The sequence below is a fragment of the Quadrisphaera sp. RL12-1S genome, assembly GCF_014270065.1.
Lineage (GTDB): Bacteria > Actinomycetota > Actinomycetes > Actinomycetales > Quadrisphaeraceae > Quadrisphaera.
In genome coordinates this window covers 303337-322206 of sequence record NZ_JACNME010000003.1, presented here as the reverse complement: position 1 = coordinate 322206, position 18870 = coordinate 303337, and the positions used below count along the sequence as shown (strand labels likewise).

Below are 18870 nucleotides of genomic sequence, written 5' to 3'. Positions count from 1 at the left end.
CCGAGGAGCTCGTGTGACCCACGCCCCCGACGCGACGGCCCTCCCGACCGTCGCCGTGGTCGTCTGCGCCTACACGCCGCTGCGCACGGCCTCCGTGCTCGCGGCCGTCGCCGAGGCCCGCCGGCAGTGCGACGGTCCCGCCGACGAGGTGGTCCTCGTGGTCGACCACGCTCCCGCGCTGGCCGCCGAGCTGGCCCTCACCGTGCCCGAGGGCGTCACCGTGGTCGAGAGCTCGGGACCCCGCGGCCTGTCCGGGGCCCGCAACACCGGTGTCGCCGCCACGTCCGCGGAGGTGCTGGTCTTCCTCGACGACGACGCCCTGCCGCGCCCGGGCTGGCTCGCCGGCCTGCGCGCGGTGGCGGCCGACCCCGCGGTCGCCGTGGTGGCGGGCGCCGTCCACGCCGCCTGGGAGGGCGGCCGGGCGCCGCGCTGGTTCCCCGCCGAGTTCGGCTGGGTGGTCGGCTGCGACTACGAGGGGCTCCCCGCCGACGGCGAGCCCGTCCGCAACCCCATCGGCGCCTGCATGGCCGTGCGGCGCACGGCCCTGGCCGCGGCCGGGGGCTTCTCCACCGAGCTCGGCCGCGTCGGCACGCTGCCGGTGGGCTGCGAGGAGACCCTCATGGGCATCCGGGTGCGCGCCGAGATCCCGGGCGCCCGCTCGCCGCGCGCCACCGCCTTCGCCGTCGACCACACCGTCCCCGCCGCGCGCCAGCGCCTGCGCTACCTGCTCTCCCGCTGCTGGCACGAGGGCCGCTCCAAGGCGCAGGTGGCCCGGGCCGCGGGCTCCGAGGCCGCCCTGAGCAGCGAGCGCGGCTACGTGGCCCGCGTGCTGCCCCGCGCGGTGGCCCGCGAGGCCGCCGCGCTGGTCCGCGGCGACGCCGGCGGGCTGGCTCGCGGTGCGGTCCTCGTGGCGGGTCTTGGCGTCACCGCCTCCGGGTACCTCGCCGGCCGCGGCGCCGCGCTCGGCAGGACCGCCTCGGGCGGCGAGGAGGGTCTGGGCGGTGCGGCTCCGGGCCGCGGCACGACGACGCCGGCCGTCCCGCGCCCGGCGTCGCCCCCGGACGCCCGCGTGGCACCCGACGAGCTGGTCAGCGTGGTGGTGTGCACGCTCGGACGCGACCCCCGCCTCATCGGCACCCTCGCCGCCGTGCTCGGGCAGACCCACCCGCACCTGGAGCTGGTGCTCGTGGACAACGACCCGGCCTCCGGACGCGTCACCGCGCTGCTCGCCGACCCCGCGGCAGCCGCCCTCGCCGCCGACCCCCGCCTGCGCGTGGTGGCCCAGCCGGTGCGGGGCCTGTCCGCCGCCCGCAACGCGGGCCTGGCCACCGCCCGGGGGGCGCTGGTGGCGTACACCGACGACGACGCGGTGCCCGACCCCACCTGGCTCGCCGAGCTGCTCGCCGTCCTGCGCCGCGACCCCTCCGGGGTGGTGGCGCTGGTCACCGGTCGGGTGCTCGCCGCGGAGGTCGCCACGGCCGCGCAGGACTGGTTCGAGAAGGCGGGCGTCTTCGACAAGGGCGTCGTGCAGACCACCTGGGCGGTGGAGGGCGTGCCGGTGCCCGCCGGCCTGGGCGAGCCCGGACACCGGTCGGCCTTCTTCCCCTACACGGCCGGGGAGGTCGGCAGCGGCAACAACATGGTCTTCCGGACCGGCGCGCTGCGCGCCCTGGGCGGCTTCGACGAGGCCCTCGGCGCCGGCAGCCCCGCCCAGGGCGGGGAGGACCTCGACGTCTTCCGCCGCGTGCTCCTCGACGGGCGGGTGGCGGTGTACAGCCCCACGGCCGTGGTGCGCCACTTCCACCGCGACACCTACGAGGCGCTGCGCTCGCAGATGCGCGGCTACGGCGTGGGCATGGCCGCCGTCCTCACCAAGATCGTGCTGGGGGGCGGGCGGCCCGCCCGCGACGTGCTGGGCTGCGTGCCCCGCGGGGTGTGGACCCTGCTGGCGCCGACCTCCACCAAGAACGCCAAGAAGCCCGCCGAGATGCCGCTGGCGCTGGTCGGCCACGAGCTGGTCGGCTATCTCGAGGGTCCCGTGCGCTACCTGCAGAGCCGGCGCGCGGCGGTCCAGCGGCGCGCCGCCGTCGGGGCGGCCGCACCGGACGCCGGCTCCGGGCTGCGCGGCCGCCCCGTGGCGGTGGCGCGGGCATGAGCGCGCTCGCACCCGGTCCCGTGCCGGCGGTCTCACCCCCGCAGACCCTGGCGGCGACGGCGACTGAGGGAGCTCCCGCGGGCGCGGGCACCGGCTCCGAGGCCTCCGCCTCCGCCGCCCGCGGCCTGCTCGAGCGCACCCTCGTCGTCGGCACCCTGGCCCTGTGCCTGGCCACCGCGCTGGTCGCGTGGGCCGGCGGCCCCGCCGCCCCGGCCTGGGCCGCCGCCGCCGCGCCGCTGCCCCTGCGCGCCGCCGTGGCGTCGCTGGCCGCGCTCTGCCTGCCCGGCACGCCGCTGGTGCTCCTGCTGCGCCCCTCGGGGCGGGCGCTGGGCGCCGCCCTGGCCACCAGCACCTCCCTCGCCGTCACCGTCGCCCTCGCCCTCGCCACCCTGCTGGCCGGGGCCTGGCACCCCCTGGTCACCGAGTCGCTGGTGCTCGCGGTCTCCGCCGCGCTCGCGGTGGTGGCTGCGGCACGGCGTCCCGCGCCCGCCCCCGGCGCGCTGCGCCACCTGCTGGCGCGGGTGCGCCCGGCCCTGCGCGACGCGCTGCCGGTGCCCAGCACCCCCAGCGGCAGCCGGGTCCGCCGGCGGCTCGCCGGCTGGGCCGGGACCCTCCTGGCCGCCGGCCTCTTCGTGCTGCAGGCCGCCACCCTCGACACCTCGGCCATCGGTGACCTCGGGCTGGTGCAGGCCGTCGGCTGGCCGCTGCTGGCCTGCTTCGCCCTGACCGGCGCGGTCGTCGCCGTCGGCCTCCTGGGACGCCGACCCGACCCCGCGGTGCTGCTCCCCGCCCTCCTGCTCGTGGTGGTCTCGCAGACGTCGCTGCTCAGCGCCGCCACCGGGGAGGTGTCCACCCCCACCGCGTGGGTGCACCGCGGCTTCGCCGACCTCATCAGCGCCACCGGGGTGCTGCCCCCGCCGTTCGACGCCCGCATGAGCTGGGCCGGCTTCTTCGCCGCCACCTCCCACGTCGTCGCCGTGGGCGGCCTGCCCGACGCGACGGCGCTGCTGGCGCCGGCACCCGTCGTCCTCGACGCCCTCGTGCTCGCGCCCCTGTTCGTCATCGCCCGCGCCGTGACGGGACGCGCCGTCACCGCCTGGCTGGCGCTCTTCCTCGTGGTGCTCAGCGACTGGTACCAGCAGGACTACTTCGCCCCCCAGGCGGTGGCCGTCCTGTGGCTCACCACCGTGCTGGCCGTGCTCCTGTGGTGGTGGCGGGCCGTCGCGCCCGCCCCGGCCACCGGCACCGCGCGGCAGCGCCTGCGCGCGCTCGCGGGCGCCTGGCGCACCACGCCCGCCGTGCCGGCCGGCACCGCCCGCGCCGCGGTCTGGGGCACCGAGGCCCTGCTCGCGCTGGTGCTGCTGGCCATGGTCGTCACCCACCAGCTCACGCCGCTGGTGGCCATCGGGGCCCTGGTGGTGGTCACGGCGCTCGGGGCCACCCGCTTCCGCACCCTGTGGCTGGTCGCGGGCCTCGGCTTCACCGCCTGGTTCAGCTTCGGGGCCGAGGGCTTCTGGTCCGGGCACCTCGCCTCCCTCCTCGGCGACGTCGGCCAGGTCTCGGCGGCCGTCGAGGGCGGCGTCGCCGCTCGCGTCGGCGACGTGCCGCTGCACCAGGCCGGCCAGGTGGTCCGCCTCGCCACCTCCGGGGCCCTGGCCCTCGTGGCGGCCGTCGGCTGGTGGCTGCGGCGGGGCCGGCGCGGTGCGCTGCTCGTCGGTGCCCTCGCCGTCCTGCCGTTCGGGCTCGTGGCGGTGCAGAGCTACGGCGGCGAGGTGGTCATCCGGTGCTTCCTGCTGGCCACGCCGCTGCTGGCACCGCTGGCCGCCGAGGCGCTGGTGCGCCTCGTGGTGGCCCTGCGGGCCCGGGCCCTGGCCCGCGCCCCTCGCGCCGGGGACGGTGCTCCGGCCACCGCGCGCACCGGCCGCCGCACCGGTCACGGCACCGGTCGGCGTGGTGGTGAGCGGCTGACCGAGCGCCGCGGGGCCGCGGGCCGCACCGGCCGCAGCGGCGCCACGCGGCGCCGGAGCCCGGTCACCACGGGGGTCCTCGTGGTGGCCGTGGTGGTCTTCGGCGTCGCGGCCACCACCACCCGCGGGCTGAACGCCTCCTTCGAGCGCACCAGCACCGCCGAGCTGGCAGTGGCCGACCACCTGCTGGCCACCGCGCCCGCGGGCACCCGAGTGGCCTCGCTCGGCAACGCCCCCTACCTCATGACCGCCCGCACCCTGGACGGCGACGTCGAGGTGGGCGTGCCCACCGACGGCTCCGGGGCGTGCGAGCAGGCGCCGGCGGCCTGCGTCATCGCCCAGCGCCCCGACTACGTCCTCCTCACGCCCACGCAGCAGGCCCAGGGCGTCTACGCCGACGGGCAGCCGCCGGGGTGGCTCGACGAGGCCGAGCGGCAGCTGGTGGCCTCCGGGCTCTACGCGGTCCAGGTCGACGAGCCCGACGTCCAGCTGCTGCGCCGCACCGACCTGCCCGGAGGCACCTCGTGACCCTGCACTCCCTCGTCGGCCCCAGCACCGCTGTCAGCGTGGTCGCCCTGGGCCTGGCCGCGGTCCTGGTGGTGACCACCTCGGTGCTGCGCGAGCTGCGCACGTCCCGGGGCGCCACCTCCTCCCGCCCCGGCGGGCTCGGTCTGGCGCTCGCGGGTGCCGCGGCCGTGGCCGTGGTGGCCACGCTGGTGCGCCTCCTGGCGGCCGTCTCGTGAGCACCGCCCGGTGAGCGCCGTCGTCGAGCCGGCCAGCCCGCCCGCCCCCGGCACCGGCGCCGCACCGGCGGCTCCCTCGCAGCGCCCCGACCTGTTCGGCAGGGGCGCCGTCTACGCCCTGGTGGCCGCGCTGCCGCTGGTGAGCGCCGCCGTCGTCTCGCCCCTGCTGGCGCACCTGCTGGGCCCCGCCGGGCTGGGACTGATGGCCAGCGCCCTGGCCGTCCACCAGGTCCTGGCGGTGCTGTCCACCGCCGGTCTCGACCAGACGCTGGTGGTCCAGCGCGCCGAGGACGGCCACGACCGCGGCGCGCGGCGCCTCGTGGGGGCGGGCTTGGTGCTGTCGGCCACCACCGCCGTGCTCAGCGGGCTCACCGCACCCCTGTGGGCGCCCGCCCTCGGCTTCGGCAGCGCGACCTCGCTGGTGCTGGCCACCGTCCTGTGGACCGCCCCGACGGCGGCGACCTCCCTCGTGCTCGCGCTGCTCAACGCCCAGGACCGCCTCCGCGCGTTCACCGCGGCCAGCGTCACCTCCACGCTCGGCAGCCAGGCCGCGGGGCTGGCGGCGGTGCTGCTGCTGGAGCGCAGCGCGCAGTCGTACGCCTGGGGCGTGGTGGTGGGGCAGGCGGTGGCCCTGGTGGTCGGGCTGGTGGCCGTGCGCCCGGACCTGCGCGGCGTCGCCGACCACCGGCTCGTGCGCTCCGCCGTGGTCATGGGCCTGCCGCTCATGCTCAGCGGCCTGTCCGGCTTCGTCCTCAACGCCGGCGACCGCCTCGTGGTGCAGCGGCTCCTGGGCTCCGCCGAGGTCGGCCGCTACCAGGTGGCGTACACCGTCGGCTACCTCGCCGTGACCCTCGCGGTGCTCCTGGACCAGGCCTGGGCGGCCCGGATCGCCGGGGTGCGCGACGAGCGGCGCCGGTGGGCCCTCATCGCGGCCAGCCGCGACCACCTGCTGCGGTTCTTCGCACCGGTCGTCCTGGGCGTGGTGCTGGGAGCACCGCTGGCGCTGCGCGTCCTCGCGCCGTCCAGCTTCGAGCCCGAGGGGCTCCTGCTGGTCGTGGCGCTCGTGGTCCTGTCCGGGCTGCCCGTCATCGTCTCCCTGGCCACCACCAGGGCCCTCATCACCGTGCGCCGCAGCCGGCCGCTGGCCGTGGCCGCGGTGCTGGCCGCGGTGGTCAACACCGCCGTCAACCTGGCCGTGGTGTCCCGCTGGGGGCTGGCGGGGGCCGCCGCGGCCACCGTGGTGGCCTTCAGCGTGCAGGCCCTCGTGCAGCGCGTCCTGCTCCCGCGGCGCGTCGCGCTGCCGCGCACACCGCTGTCCACCTGGCTGCTCGTCGCCGCGTGCACGGCGGCCGCCCTGGCCACCACGGCCCTGCCGCAGGACCCCGCCTGGGTCGTGGCCCGCACCGCCGCCGCGCTCGCGTGCCTGCCGTGGCTGTGGGTGGCCCTGCGCCGCGCCCAGCGCGGCACGGACGGCCAGCTGGCCCCGTCCGACCGCTGACCGGCCGCTGAGCGGCCGCTGGCCGACCGCTGGCCGACCGCTGACGGGCCGCGAGATCACCGCGGACCACGTGGTCACCCTCGGCTGTGCCCTCCACCTGACGCTGCGTCACCTGTGTCGCCGGTACGGCCGGCGCCAGCCCCCGATGGCGGCGGCATGGCTCCTCTGCGTCGACGTCTGGTGACCCTCTGCTCTGACCGGGTGACCTTCTCCATCACGCATTGTGACCACCGGTTCGTCACTGAGAGTGTTCACCCAGCGGCCGACGAGGCCGCCGGGAGACGCGAGGATCCCGATCCGCGGACTGGTCGCCGCGTGCGGATCGGGGGAGCGAGTGGCGAAACCGAACCCGAGGGGAACTGCACGTCCTGGGGGTCACCGATGAGCACCACCACCGCCGCCACCACCGCCACCACCGCCACCGTCTCCGTGGTCATCCCGACGAAGAACGAGGCCCGCAACGTCGGCTGGGTGCTCGAGCGCCTGCCGGAGCAGGTCACCGAGGTGGTCCTGGTGGACGCGAACAGCGTGGACGGCACCGTCGAGGCGGCCCTCGCCGTCCGCCCCGACTGCGTGGTGGTGCGCCAGACCCGCAAGGGCAAGGGCAACGCCCTGGCCGCCGGGTTCGAGGCCGCCACCGGTGACTACATCGTCATGATCGACGCCGACGGGTCGATGGACCCGGCCGAGATCCTCGACTTCACGGCCGCGCTGGACGCCGGTGCCGACTACGCGAAGGGCTCCCGCTTCACCGCCGGTGGCGGCAGCGACGACATCACCGCCCTGCGCCGTGCCGGCAACTGGGGCCTCAACGCCCTGACCAACGTGCTGTTCCGCTCCCGCTACAGCGACCTCTGCTACGGCTACAACGCCTTCCGGCGCGACTGCGTGGCCGCGTTCGCGCTGCCCACCGCCCACGGCACCACGGCGGCGCAGTGGGGCGACGGCTTCGAGATCGAGACGATGATCAACGTCCGCGTGGCCGTGGCGGGCAAGAAGATCACCGAGGTGCCCAGCTTCGAGGCCGAGCGCCGCTTCGGGGTCAGCAACCTCAACACCTTCCGCGACGGCTTCCGCGTGCTGGGCACGATCTTCGACGAGCGCCGCCGCGCCTCCCGCGCCCGCCAGGCCGACGTCGCCGCCGCCGAGGCCGCGGTGTCCGCTGTGGTCCCCGCCCCGCGCAGCGCCGCGGTCGACCTCGGCGCGGCCGCCGCCGAGGTGGACCTCGCCTCGACCGACCTCGTCGCGGCCTGACCCGCCCCCTCTCGTCCCCCGGCCCGCCGGCGGGGTCACCCGAAGGGCCCAGCCCGGGCTCGGGTGACCCCGCCGGCGGGCCGAAGCACTGGTGTGACCCCGACGCCGGAGGAGAGCGGCCCCCCGCGGCTGCGCCGCGCCCGACCGCTCTCGAGCGGTGCGCGGCGCTGGACGGCGGTCGTCGCCGGCGCCGTGGCCCTGGGCGCAGCCGGAGCGCTCGTCCACCTGGCCGGTGGCCCGGCGGTCGGCAGCCCCGCCGGCGGCGCGGCCCCGTCGGCCGCGCAGTCGTCGTCGTCGGCCCCCGCGGCAGCCGGGACCGACGCGACCGAGGCGACCGAGGGGACCGGCGGGACGGCGGGAGCGTCGGCCACCCTGTGGACCGCGGCCGTGCAGGGCACGGGCGGCTCCGGGGTGCGCACGAGCACCGCCGGCTCGGCGCAGGCCGCGGATGCACCGCTCCCCGTGGGCGACCTGCCCGGCTGGCACCAGGTCTTCGCCGACGGGTTCGACACCGACGTGCCGGAGGGCTCCTTCTCCTCCAGCGCCTACGGCGCGCGGTGGCACGCCTACGACGGCTTCCCCGACACCTTCAAGGTCGGCGCCTACAGCGACGACGTGCTCTCGGTCTCCGACGGGGCGCTGCGGATGCGCTGGCGCACGCAGGGCGGGGTGCCGCTGGTCTCCGGCATCGTCCCGCTGGTGGACGGCCGGTGGGGCGGCCACGTCGGCGGCCGCTACTCGGTGCGCTTCCGCAGCGAGGCGCCCTCCAGCGGCTACAACGCCGTCTTCCTGCTGTGGCCCGACGCCAACGCGTGGAACCAGGGGGAGGTGGACTTCGCCGAGGGGGCCCTCGACGGCGGGGTGCGCGCCTACCACCACTGCCCGGGCCACCCCGAGGTGCCCTGCGCCAGCGCGGAGACCACCGCGGGGTGGGGGCAGTGGCACGTCGCCACGGTCGACTGGACCGCCACCGACGTCACGTACTCCCTCGACGGCGTGCGGCTCCTGCGCTCCACCGACGTCCCGACCGACCCCCTGCACCTCGTGCTGCAGGGTTACGTGCGCCCGGGCTGGGACACCACCCGCGACGCGGTGGTCCAGGTGGACTGGGTGTCCGTCTGGTACCCGGACGGCAGCTGAGCCGGACCCGGCGGGGCCCGGCCCAGCCCGCCGTCCGCGGCCGGCTCAGCCCTTCGAGGGCGGGCGCGTCATCGACATGACGTCGAGCGCGGTGTCGAGCTGGGCCTCGGTGACCTCGCCGCGCTCGACGAAGCCGAGGTCGAGCACCGCCTGGCGCACGGTGACGCCCTGGGCCACGGCGTGCTTGGCGACCTTCGCCGCCGCCTCGTACCCGATGACGCGGTTGAGCGGGGTGACGATCGAGGGGGAGGCCTCGGCGTAGTGGCGGGCCTGCTCCACGTCGGCCTCGAGCCCGTCGACCACCTTGGTGGCCAGCACGCGGGAGCCGTTGGCGAGCAGGCGCGCGCTCTCGAGCACGCCCAGGGCCATCACCGGGATCTGCACGTTGAGCTCGAAGGCGCCGGACGCGCCGGCCCACGCGACCGTGGCGTCGTTGCCGATGACGCGGGCGCACACCATGAGCACGGCCTCGTTGATGACCGGGTTGACCTTGCCCGGCATGATCGAAGAGCCGGGCTGCAGGTCGGGGATGCGCAGCTCGCCCAGGCCGGTGTTGGGGCCGGAGCCCATCCAGCGCAGGTCGTTGTTGACCTTCGTCAGGGAGACCGCGATGGTCTTCAGCTGCCCGGACAGCTCCACCAGGCCGTCGCGCGCCGACTGCGCCTCGAAGTGGTCGCGCGCCTCGGTCAGCGGCAGGCCGGTGTCCTGCGCGAGCAGCTCGATGACCCGCTGCGGGAACCCGGCGGGGGTGTTGATGCCGGTGCCGACGGCGGTGCCGCCCAGCGGCACCTCCGCCACGCGCGGCAGCACCGCGTGCAGGCGCTCCACGCCGTAGCGGACCGCCGCGGCGTAGCCGCCGAACTCCTGCCCCAGCGTCACCGGGGTGGCGTCCATGAGGTGCGTGCGGCCCGACTTCACCACGGACGCGAACTCGGTGGCCTTCGCCTCCAGGGAGGCGGCCAGCACCTCCAGGGCGGGCACCAGGTCGTTGACGACGGCGGAGGTGGCGGCCACGTGCACCGACGTGGGGAACACGTCGTTGCTGGACTGGGAGGCGTTGACGTGGTCGTTGGGGTGCACCGGCTCGCCGAGGGCGCGGCTGGCGAGGGTGGCGATGACCTCGTTGGCGTTCATGTTGGAGCTGGTGCCCGACCCGGTCTGGAACACGTCCACCGGGAACTGGTCGTCGTGGGCGCCGGTGGCGACCTCCTGCGCGGCGGCGGCGATGGCGTCGGCCACCGGCTGCGGGAGCACGCCCAGCTCCGCGTTGGCCAGGGCCGCGGCCTTCTTCACCCGCGCGAGCGCCTCGATGTGGCTGCGCTCCAGCGGGGTGCCGCTGATGGGGAAGTTCTCGACCGCGCGCTGCGTCTGCGCGCGCCACAGGGCGGCCGCGGGGACGCGGACCTCGCCCATGGTGTCGTGCTCGATGCGGTACTCCGCGCCGTCCTGCGTGACCTTCTCGTCAGCCATGGCACCGATCGTCGCAGAGCCGCGCCGGGTGCCGTCAGCGGCTCCCGGCGCGGCTGCGCGCGCTGCGCCCCCGCGGGGCGCGCTGGTCAGGAGGCGGAGACGGCGTCAGCGCCCTCGAGCAGGCTCACCCGGCCGGTGGCCAGCTCGTAGGCCGCCCCGACCACGGCGGCGCGGCCCTCGGCCACCGCCCGCGACAGCACCGCGGAGCGCTCCGACAGCAGGCTCGCGGTGGCGCGCACGTGCGAGGCGCCGACGATGGCGGCCTCGGCGGCCGGGTCGTCGTCGCGAGCGCGGCCCTGGCGCGCCACGAGGATGCTCGGGGCCACGCGCTCCACGATGTCGCGCACGTACCCGCCGGGCACCGACCCGCCGTCCAGCGCGTCGAGGGCCGCCGCCACCGCGCCGCACCGCTCGTGGCCGAGGACGACGACGAGCGGCACGCCCAGCACCTCCACGCCGTACTCCACCGAGCCCAGCACGGCCGCGTCCACCACGTGCCCGGCCGTGCGGACCACGAACAGGTCGCCCAGGTCGGCGTCGAAGACGAACTCCGCGGGGACCCGCGAGTCGGAGCAGCCCACCACCAGCGCGAACGGCCGCTGCTCGGTGACCAGCTCGGCGCGGCGCGAGGCGCTGCCGGCGCCGGAGCTGCGCTCCACCGCGAACCGCTCGTTGCCCTCGGCGAGGGCGGTCCACGCCTGCGCGGGGGTGGAGGGCCGCCCCGCGGAGGGCGGCGGGCTGTCGGGGCGCACGGAGGGGGGCAGCACGGGCACGGCCGCATGATGCACCAGGTGCGACCAGGGGCGCCCGTCGTGACCGACGGACGCCCCTGGTGCGGCCCTGCGCCGCCGTCGTCCTCAGACGCCGAGCAGCTCGCGGCGCCACGGCGGGTCGGCGCCCGGGCGCGAGACGGTGATCGCCCCGACGCGCGCGGCGTGCGCGAGCAGCGTCTGCACGTCGTCGGTGGAGATCGCGCGCAGCGCGTCGCGCCGGTCGGCGCCCAGCAGGTCGTGCTCGGCCAGGCCGTCGATGAGCGCCGCCATCACCGAGTCGCCGGCACCGACGGTGTCCGCCACCTGCACCCGCTGCGCGCGCACCTCGGCGCGGCCGCTGCGGGCCACGGCCACGAGGCCCTGCGCGCCGCGCGTCATGACGGCCAGGGACGCGCCGCGCTCCAGCCAGGACGCCAGCAGCGCCTCGTGGTCACCACCGGGCTGGAGCCACTCGGCGTCCTCGTCGGACAGCTTCACCACGTCGCAGTGCCCCACCAGCGCGTCGATGCGCTCCCGCACCAGCGCCGGGTCGGCCATGAGCGACGGGCGCACGTTCGGGTCGAACGAGGTGGTGGCCGTGGCGCGGTAGCGCTGCAGCAGCCGGCTCACCGCCCCCGCGCCGGGCTCGTACCAGGAGCCGATGGAGCCCGTGTGCACGGCCGCGGGGTCCTGCGGCAGCGCGGCGTCGAGCGCGGGGCCCTCGGGAAGCTCCCACGTGAGGTCGAACACGTAGGAGGCCGAGCCGTCGGCGGCCAGCGTCGCCTGCGCGGTGGAGGTGCTGCCGGGGCGCACGGTGCCCTCGACCACCTCCACGCCGGAGGCCCGCAGGTGCGCCAGCACCGCCTCACCGCGCGCGTCGTCGCCGAGGTGCGCCAGCAGCTGCGTGGACCGGCCCAGCCGCGACAGGCCGATGGCGACGTTGAGCGGGCTGCCGCCCGGGTACTCCTGGACCCCGCCGTCCGAGGAGTGGACGACGTCGACCAGCGCCTCGCCGATCACGAGCACCGAGCTCACGGGGTGACCCTCCTGTCCGGCACCCGCACCTGCGAGCGCTGGGAGCGGACTGTAGCGGCTGAGCACCGAGGCCCCTCCGCGCCGAGTGCGACCATGGGAGCGTGAGCGAGCACGTGGCGGCACCGAGCCCCGCGCCGTCGACGGGCAAGCGGCCCCGCGGCTTCGAGACCCCCGGCGACATGCTGCGCACGGTGCTGTTCGTCCTGGCGCTGGTGCTGGTGGTCGTCTTCCTCACCGCCCGGCCCCAGGGGGACCAGCGGCCGCCCGCCGACGTCACCGCCACCGCGGCGCAGGCCAGCGCCGCCGGGCTGCTCACGGCGGCCCCCTCGCTGCCGCAGGGCTGGAAGCCCTCCAACGCCCGCTTCGGCCCGGACGCCGGCGAGGGCCTGCCCACCTTCCACGTCGGCTACCTCGACCCCGCCGGCGCCTACGGCGGCATCAGCACCACCGCCGCGGCCACCCCGGAGTGGGTGCGGGGCGTGGCCGGGAAGGACGCCGCCTCCGGCGGCACCCGCGAGCTGGCCGGACGCACCTGGGACGTGTGGACCACCACCGACCCGAGCGCCACCACGCTGGTGAGCCGGTCCGCCGGCAGCGGGAACGGACCCACCGTCGCCGTCACCAGCCGCGGCGACGCCGCCGCGCTGGCGACCCTCGCCCAGGCCGCCGTCGACGCGGTCACCCCCGCTGGCACGTCGAGCAGCCCCACCAGCAGCCTGGCCGGCAGCCCCACCGCCAGCGCCAGCAGCGCTCCCACCCAGGGCTGAGGGCCGGCGCCCCGGGCCTCAGCCCTGGGCGCGGGCGGCCTCCAGGCGCTCGCGGGCGCCATCCAGCCACTGCTGGCAGCGGGTGGCGAGGGCCTCGCCGCGCTCCCACAGGCGCAGCGACTCCTCCAGGCTCGCGCCGCCGGTCTCCAGGCGGCGGACCACCTCCACCAGCTGGTCCCGCGCCTGCTCGTAGCCGAGCTGCGCGACCTCCTCGGGCAGTGCCGGTGCGTCAGCCATCCTCGTCCTCTCCGAAGCCCTCGTCGTCGTCCTCGTCCTCTGAGTCGACCACCTCCACGACGATCGACCCGCGCGCCAGCCGCGCCCGCAGCCACTCGCCGGTGGGGGCGTCCTCGGGGGAGCGGACCACCTGCCCCTCGTCGGTCTGCAGCACCGCGTACCCGCGCTCCAGCACCGCCGCGGGGCTCAGCGCCCGCACGCTCGCCGCCAGTCCTGCCAGCACGCCGGCCTGCTCGCGCAGCCGCCCCTCCAGCGCCCGCCGGCCGCGCTCGCGCGCCTCGGCCACCGTGCGGGTGGGCTCGGCGAGCAGCGCCCGGGGGTCCGCGAGCACCGGGCGGGAGCGCAGCTGGGCGAGGTGGGCCTGCTCGGAGTCGACCAGGCGCAGCACAGTGCGGCGCAGCCGGGAGCGGGCCGCCTCGAGCCCCGAGAGCTCCTCGGCGACCGCCGGGACCACGCGCCGGCCGGCGTCGGTGGGGGTGGAGGCGCGCACGTCGGCCACGAGGTCGAGCAGGACGTTGTCGACCTCGTGGCCGATGGCGCTCACCACGGGCGTGGCGCAGGCGGCCACCGCGCGGCACAGGGCCTCGTTGCTGAAGGGCAGCAGGTCCTCCAGCGACCCGCCGCCGCGGGCGACGACGATGACGTCGACGTCGGGGTGGTCGTCCAGCTCCGCGACCGCGGCGCTCACCTCGGAGACCGCGCCGGTGCCCTGCACCGCGACCTGGCGGACCTCGAAGCGCACGCCGGGCCAGCGGTCGCTGGCGGTGCGCACCACGTCGCGCTCGGCGGCGCTGGCGCGCCCGCACACCAGGCCCACGCAGCGCGGCAGGAACGGCAGCGGCTTCTTGCGGTGCTCGTCGAGGAGGCCCTCGGAGGCCAGCACGCGCTTGAGGTGCTCGATGCGGGCCAGGAGCTCGCCCACGCCGACCGGGCGGATGTCGGTGGCCTGCAGCTGCAGCACGCCGCGCTTGGTCCAGAACTCGGGGCTGGCCCGCACCACCACGCGGGCGCCCTCGGCGAGGCCCCCGGGCAGCGCGTCGAGCAGCCGCACGTGCGCGCTCACCGGCAGGGACATGTCCACGTCGGTGTCGCGCAGGGTGAGGTACGCCGTCGTCGTCCCCGGGCGCCGGGTGGCCTGGACCACCTGGCCCTCCACCCAGACCTGCGGCATCTTCGCCACGTAGTCGCTGATCTTCATGGTCAGCAGGCGCACCGGCCACGGGTGCTCGGCGCTGGTCTGCCCGGCGGTCGGCGGGAGGGCCTGCGGGGAGGCCGACGACGGGGGCGACGACGGCTCGCGAGCCCCCCGCTCGGCCGTCTGCGCTCCGGCTTCCACCACGGTGCGACCTTACGATGGGGGTGTGACAGCGCTGGAGACGAACGCCGCCCCTGTGGACGGCGCAGCCACCCGCCGCAAGCAGGTGCTGCTCGCCGCGCCCCGCGGCTACTGCGCCGGCGTCGACAGGGCCGTCGAGACGGTGGAGAAGGCCCTGGAGCACTACGGCGCCCCCGTCTACGTCCGCAAGGAGATCGTCCACAACAAGCACGTCGTCGAGGTGCTCAGCCGCCGCGGCGCCGTCTTCGTGGACGAGACCGACCAGGTGCCCGAGGGCTCCCGCCTGGTGTTCTCCGCGCACGGCGTCTCCCCGGCGGTGCGCGAGGCCGCCGCGGCCCGCTCGCTGGAGACGCTGGACGCCACCTGCCCGCTGGTCACCAAGGTGCACCGCGAGGCCGTGCGCTTCGCGCGCGACGGGTACTCCATCCTCCTGGTCGGCCACGAGGGGCACGAGGAGGTCGAGGGCACCGCGGGCGAGGCCCCGGACCACGTCACGCTCGTCGACGGACCGGACGCCGTGGACGCCGTCGAGGTCCCCGACCCCTCCAAGGTGGTCTGGCTGTCGCAGACCACGCTCAGCGTGGACGAGACCATGGACACGGTCCGCCGCTTGCGCGAGAAGTTCCCGCAGCTGGCCGACCCGCCCTCGGACGACATCTGCTACGCCACCCAGAACCGCCAGGTGGCGGTGAAGAAGGTGGCCGCCCGCGCCGAGCTGGTCATCGTGGTCGGCTCCGCCAACTCCTCCAACTCCGTGCGCCTCGTCGAGGTGGCCCTCCAGAACGGGGCGACGTCGTCCTACCGCGTCGACTCCGCCGCCGAGCTGCAGGACGCCTGGTTCGACGGCGTGGACGTGGTGGGCGTGACCTCGGGCGCCTCGGTGCCGGAGATCCTCGTCGACGACGTGCTGGCCTCCCTCGCCGAGCGCGGCTACGGGGAGCCGGAGGAGGTCCGCACCGCCACGGAGGACCTCGTCTTCTCGCTGCCGCGCGAGCTGCGCACCAACCTCGGCCTGACGCCCACGGGCGGCTCGGGCCGCGGTGGCGCGGCGTCGTCGTCCTGCTCCACCAGCTGACCGCCGTGGCTGCTGGCGGCGCAGGCCCGCTGGGAGGGGACTGGGTCTCGGGCGAGCGGGTCTTCGGGCCCCCGGCCGGCACCTTCGACGCCGACTGGCTGGTCCCGGTGGTCCGCGAGGCCGTGCCGGACGCCTCCCACGAGCGCGCCCGGGAGGCGGTGGTCCGCGTCTGGGCGGTGCTGCGCGAGGAGGCGGCGCTGCGGGGGTGCGCCCCCGCCGACGTCCCCGAGGACGTGGTCGGCTCCCGCCTGGGGTCCTCGGACGAGCCGGCCGACCGCGTCGACGAGGCGGCCCTGACCGCCGTGCGCGCCGCCGTGCGCGCCTACGGCGCCCGCTGACCGCGCCCTCTCCCTCCCCGCGACGATCACGCGCCTGCGCGCCACTTCCCCGCGACGATCACGCGCCTGCGCGCCACTTCCCCGCGACGATCACGCGCCTGCGCGCCACCACCGTCCACAGACCTCGGCCCTGCCTGTGGACAGCCGGAGCGAGCACCTCCGCTGACCGGCCAGTGTGCGGGCATGCCCCGCCGACGGATGCTGCCTCCCGAGCCCGTGCCGCCCTTCGCCCGCCGCGACTTGTCAGCGGTCGGCACCAGCCAGCGCACCGTCGACAGGTACCTCGCCGCCGGTCTGCTCCACGAACCGATCAGCGGGGTGTACGCGGACTCCCGCACCGTCGACGACGACGAGGTGCGCACCCGCGTGCTGGCGCTGGCGCTGCCCGAGGGGGCGCTCGTCACGAGGGGCACGGCCGCCTGGCTCCACGGCTTCGACCCGCGGGCGCCCCACGAGCGGGGGTCGCCCCTGCGGCTGGAGTGCGTCGTGGACAGGTCGAGCGGCCTCCTGGTGCCGCGCCGTCGAGGTCTCGTCACCCACCTCGACCGCATCCCGGACGGTGACGCCACCGTCGTCGCCGGCGTGCCGGTGACCAGCGTCGACCGGACCGCTCTGGACGTCGCGAGGTTCCTCGCACCGCACATGGGGCTCGCGGTGGTGGACGCGATGGCGCACGCCGGCCTTGTCGACCCGCTCTCGCTGCGGCTGCGCTACGAGGAGTGGCCCGAGCGCCAGCGCTGGATGGGACGCGGCAAGCGCACCCTCGACCTGTGCGAGCCGAAGACGGAGTCCTACGGGGAGTCGTGGACGCGGCTGCGCATCGTCGACGCCGGCTTCCCGCGTCCTGAGCCGCAGATCTGGGTGCCGGAGGAGCGGCCGGGGGCGTTCCGCCTCGACATGGGGTGGCGAGAGCTGCGCCGCGCGATCGAGTTCGACGGTGAGGAGGACCACACCGAGGACGACGACCGCGCCCACGACGTCGACCGCCGCGACAGGCTCCGGCGCGACCACGGCTGGACGGTGTGGCCGGTGCGCAAGGGCGACGTCCTCGGCTGGGACATGAAGGTCGAACGCGCGGTGGGAGAGCTGCTGAGCATGGAGCCGCGGATCAAGCGGCGCACGTGGTGACGCGCAGGTGCGTGATCGTCGCGGGGAAGTGACGCGCAAGTGCGTGATCGTCGCGGGGAAGTGACGCGCAGGTGCGTGATCGTCGCGGGGTGGTGGCGTGTTGGTGCGTGATCGTCGCGGGGAGGGGGCGGGGCAGGAGCGCTGGGGGTCAGCCGCCGAGGGCGCGGTCGAGGTTCACGGCGGCGCTGATGAGCGCCAGGTGCGTGAACGCCTGCGGGAAGTTGCCCAGCGCCTCGCCCGCCGGGCCGATCTCCTCGGCGTACAGCCCCAGGTGGTTGGCGTAGGTGAGCATCTTCTCGAAGGTCAGGCGCGCCTCGCGCAGGCGTCCGGCCCGGGTGAGCGCCTCGACGTACCAGAACGAGCAGAGGTTGAAGGTGCCCTCGTCGTCGTCGAGACCGTCGTGGCCGTCGATGGCGTAGCGGGAGACCAGGCTGTCCGCCACGAGCGTGTCGCTGATCCTGTCCAACGTGGACAGGAAGCGCGGGTCGGTGGGGCCGGAGAACTTCACCAGCGGCATGACCAGCAGCGACGCGTCGAGAGTGCGGCTGCCGGGGTACATCGTGTAGGCGCCGAGCTCCGGGTCCCAGCACTCCTCCTGCACGAACCGGTAGGCCTTGGCGCCCAGGCGGCGCCACCGCTCGGTGGGCGCCGGCAGGCCGCGGGAGCGGGCCAGGCGGACGGCGCGGTCGTAGGCGACCCACGTCATCAGCGCGGAGTAGGTGAACCGCTGCCGGGGGCCGCGGACCTCCCAGACGCCCTCGTCAGGGGTGTCCCAGTTGTCGGCCAGCCAGTCGAGCCGGCGTGACAGCGTGGACCACAGGTCCCACGAGATGGGCACCTCGCGGTTGAAGAGGTACACCGAGTCCATGAGCTCGCCGTAGACGTCGAGCTGGCGCTGTCCGACGGCGTTGTTGCCGATGCGCACGGGGCGTGAGCCGCGGTAGCCCTCGAGGTGGTCGAGCACCTGCTCGGGGATGTGCTCGCTGCCGTCCACCGCGTACATGATCATGACGTCGCGCTCGGCGTCAGCGGCCTCGCAGCGCCGCTGAACCCAGTCCATGAAGGCCGCCGCTTCGTCCAGGTACCCCAGGCGCATGAGCCCGTAGGTGGTGAAGGCGGCGTCGCGCAGCCACGCGTAGCGGTAGTCCCAGTTGCGCGAACCGCCGAGCGCCTCCGGCAGGGACGTGGTCGGCGCCGCGACCAGCGCACCGGTGGGGTGGTAGACGAGCAGCTTGAGCGTCAGCGCGGAGCGCTGGACCACCTCGCGCCACCGCCCCCGGTAGCGCGACGTCGCCGACCAGCGCTGCCAGTAGTCGCTGGTGGTGTCGAAGAGCTCGTCCACCTCGCCGTCGGTGAGCGGGCGCACCTCGCCCCGCCACTCCAGGACGACGTCGACCTGCTCGCCGTCCTCGAGGGCGAACTCGGCGACGACACCGGGGCCGCCCTGACCGCCGTCGGTGACGCGCAGCTGCACCGGGGGGTGCACGCGCAGCACGAAGCGCCCGGCTGGGGAGGCGAAGACCGCGCCGACGCCCTCGACCAGCTGCACCTCGTGCCGAGCGCGGCCGTAGTCGAAGGCGGGGGAGCAGTCCAGGCTGAACACCGCGCGGCCGCGCACGGCCCTGGCCCGGCGGACCAGCAGGTCGCGCGGGGCGGCGACGCTGGAGGTCTCCGGGACCATGAAGTCGATGACCTCGCCGACGGCGTCCTTGCCGAGGAACCGGGTCAGCAGGATGTTCGTGTCGGGCAGGTACAGCTGCTTGGGGCGCGACGCGGTGCGCGCGCTGAGGCGGAACGAGCCGCCGCGCTCGGCGTCGAGCAGGGACGCGAACAGCGAGGGCGCGTCGAAGCGCGCCGGGCAGTACCAGTCGACGGTGCCGTCGGTGCCGACGAGCGCTGTGGTGCGCAGGTCGCCGATGATCCCGTGCTCCTCGATCGGCAGGTAGCGCTCGCGCTCAGGCACGTCCCCCGACCC

Annotated in this window: 16 protein-coding genes; 10 read left to right on the top strand and 6 right to left on the bottom strand. The window is 76.3% G+C overall.

All coding sequences use genetic code 11. The annotated features are described in order from the left end of the window. Positions 1 to 13: 13 nt before the first annotated feature. The 6 genes from H7K62_RS07720 (at position 14) to H7K62_RS23655 (ending at position 8757) form a co-directional block, all read left to right on the top strand. A complete protein-coding gene (locus H7K62_RS07720; protein ID WP_186717341.1) occupies positions 14 to 2155 on the top strand; it encodes a glycosyltransferase in 2142 nt (713 codons plus the stop codon). Further along, a complete protein-coding gene (locus H7K62_RS07715) occupies positions 2152 to 4650 on the top strand; it encodes a hypothetical protein (RefSeq protein WP_186717340.1) in 2499 nt (832 codons plus the stop codon). The genes H7K62_RS07720 and H7K62_RS07715 overlap by 4 nt, the downstream gene beginning before the upstream one ends. Further along, the gene (locus H7K62_RS07710) at positions 4647 to 4865 is read left to right on the top strand and encodes a hypothetical protein (RefSeq protein ID WP_186717339.1); all 219 of its coding nucleotides are present in this window, start codon (positions 4647 to 4649) and stop codon (positions 4863 to 4865) included. Before H7K62_RS07715 ends, H7K62_RS07710 begins: the two co-directional genes overlap by 4 nt. A 10-nt stretch (positions 4866 to 4875) precedes the next feature. Then, positions 4876 to 6363: a lipopolysaccharide biosynthesis protein gene (locus H7K62_RS07705; protein WP_186717338.1), complete on the top strand. Its 1488-nt coding sequence runs from the start codon at positions 4876 to 4878 to the stop codon at positions 6361 to 6363. A 381-nt stretch (positions 6364 to 6744) separates the two neighbouring features. Then, positions 6745 to 7617, top strand: coding sequence for a glycosyltransferase family 2 protein (locus tag H7K62_RS07700; RefSeq protein WP_186717337.1), 873 nt, complete (start codon positions 6745 to 6747; stop codon positions 7615 to 7617). 93 nt (positions 7618 to 7710) lie between these two features. Next, on the top strand, positions 7711 to 8757 hold the full coding sequence (locus H7K62_RS23655) for a glycoside hydrolase family 16 protein (RefSeq protein WP_186717336.1): 1047 nt from the start codon (positions 7711 to 7713) through the stop codon (positions 8755 to 8757). Between the two features lie 45 nt (positions 8758 to 8802). Here H7K62_RS23655 and H7K62_RS07690 read toward each other — a convergent pair whose 3' ends face one another. From H7K62_RS07690 to H7K62_RS07680, 3 genes are all read right to left on the bottom strand, one after another. After that, complete coding sequence (locus H7K62_RS07690; RefSeq protein ID WP_186717335.1) at positions 8803 to 10227, bottom strand: class II fumarate hydratase; 1425 nt, start codon at positions 10225 to 10227, stop codon at positions 8803 to 8805. An 86-nt stretch (positions 10228 to 10313) separates the two neighbouring features. Beyond that, a complete protein-coding gene (locus H7K62_RS07685; protein ID WP_370591674.1) occupies positions 10314 to 10994 on the bottom strand; it encodes a carbonic anhydrase in 681 nt (226 codons plus the stop codon). Between the two features lie 90 nt (positions 10995 to 11084). Beyond that, positions 11085 to 12014, bottom strand: coding sequence for a carbohydrate kinase family protein (locus H7K62_RS07680; RefSeq protein WP_222437230.1), 930 nt, complete (start codon positions 12012 to 12014; stop codon positions 11085 to 11087). A 101-nt stretch (positions 12015 to 12115) separates the two neighbouring features. Between H7K62_RS07680 and H7K62_RS07675 the strand changes: the two genes are divergently transcribed. Then, positions 12116 to 12781 (top strand): DUF4245 family protein, encoded by a 666-nt coding sequence (locus H7K62_RS07675; RefSeq protein ID WP_186717334.1) that lies wholly within the window; start codon positions 12116 to 12118, stop codon positions 12779 to 12781. Positions 12782 to 12799: 18 nt separating this feature from the next. On the opposite strand, the gene H7K62_RS07670 is transcribed toward H7K62_RS07675, so the two are convergent. Next, positions 12800 to 13018, bottom strand: coding sequence for an exodeoxyribonuclease VII small subunit (locus H7K62_RS07670; protein ID WP_147926251.1), 219 nt, complete (start codon positions 13016 to 13018; stop codon positions 12800 to 12802). Next, a complete protein-coding gene (gene xseA / locus H7K62_RS07665; RefSeq protein ID WP_370591673.1) occupies positions 13011 to 14354 on the bottom strand; it encodes an exodeoxyribonuclease VII large subunit in 1344 nt (447 codons plus the stop codon). The genes H7K62_RS07670 and xseA overlap by 8 nt, the downstream gene beginning before the upstream one ends. Before the next feature lie 4 nt (positions 14355 to 14358). On the opposite strand from xseA, the gene H7K62_RS07660 reads away from it, so the two are divergent. The 3 genes from H7K62_RS07660 to H7K62_RS07650 all read left to right on the top strand — a co-directional run bounded on the left by H7K62_RS07660 (position 14359) and on the right by H7K62_RS07650 (position 16895). Beyond that, positions 14359 to 15429 (top strand): 4-hydroxy-3-methylbut-2-enyl diphosphate reductase, encoded by a 1071-nt coding sequence (locus tag H7K62_RS07660; protein WP_370591663.1) that lies wholly within the window; start codon positions 14359 to 14361, stop codon positions 15427 to 15429. 5 nt (positions 15430 to 15434) lie between these two features. Then, positions 15435 to 15767 carry a hypothetical protein gene (locus tag H7K62_RS07655; protein ID WP_186717331.1) on the top strand — a complete coding sequence of 111 codons (333 nt, stop codon included), beginning with the start codon at positions 15435 to 15437 and terminating at the stop codon, positions 15765 to 15767. 183 nt (positions 15768 to 15950) lie between these two features. Next, positions 15951 to 16895, top strand: coding sequence for a hypothetical protein (locus H7K62_RS07650; protein WP_186717330.1), 945 nt, complete (start codon positions 15951 to 15953; stop codon positions 16893 to 16895). 148 nt (positions 16896 to 17043) lie between these two features. Here the strand turns inward: H7K62_RS07650 and H7K62_RS07645 are convergent, their stop codons facing one another. Further along, the gene (locus H7K62_RS07645) at positions 17044 to 18858 is read right to left on the bottom strand and encodes a glycoside hydrolase family 15 protein (protein ID WP_186717329.1); all 1815 of its coding nucleotides are present in this window, start codon (positions 18856 to 18858) and stop codon (positions 17044 to 17046) included. Between the last annotated feature and the right edge of the window lie 12 nt (positions 18859 to 18870).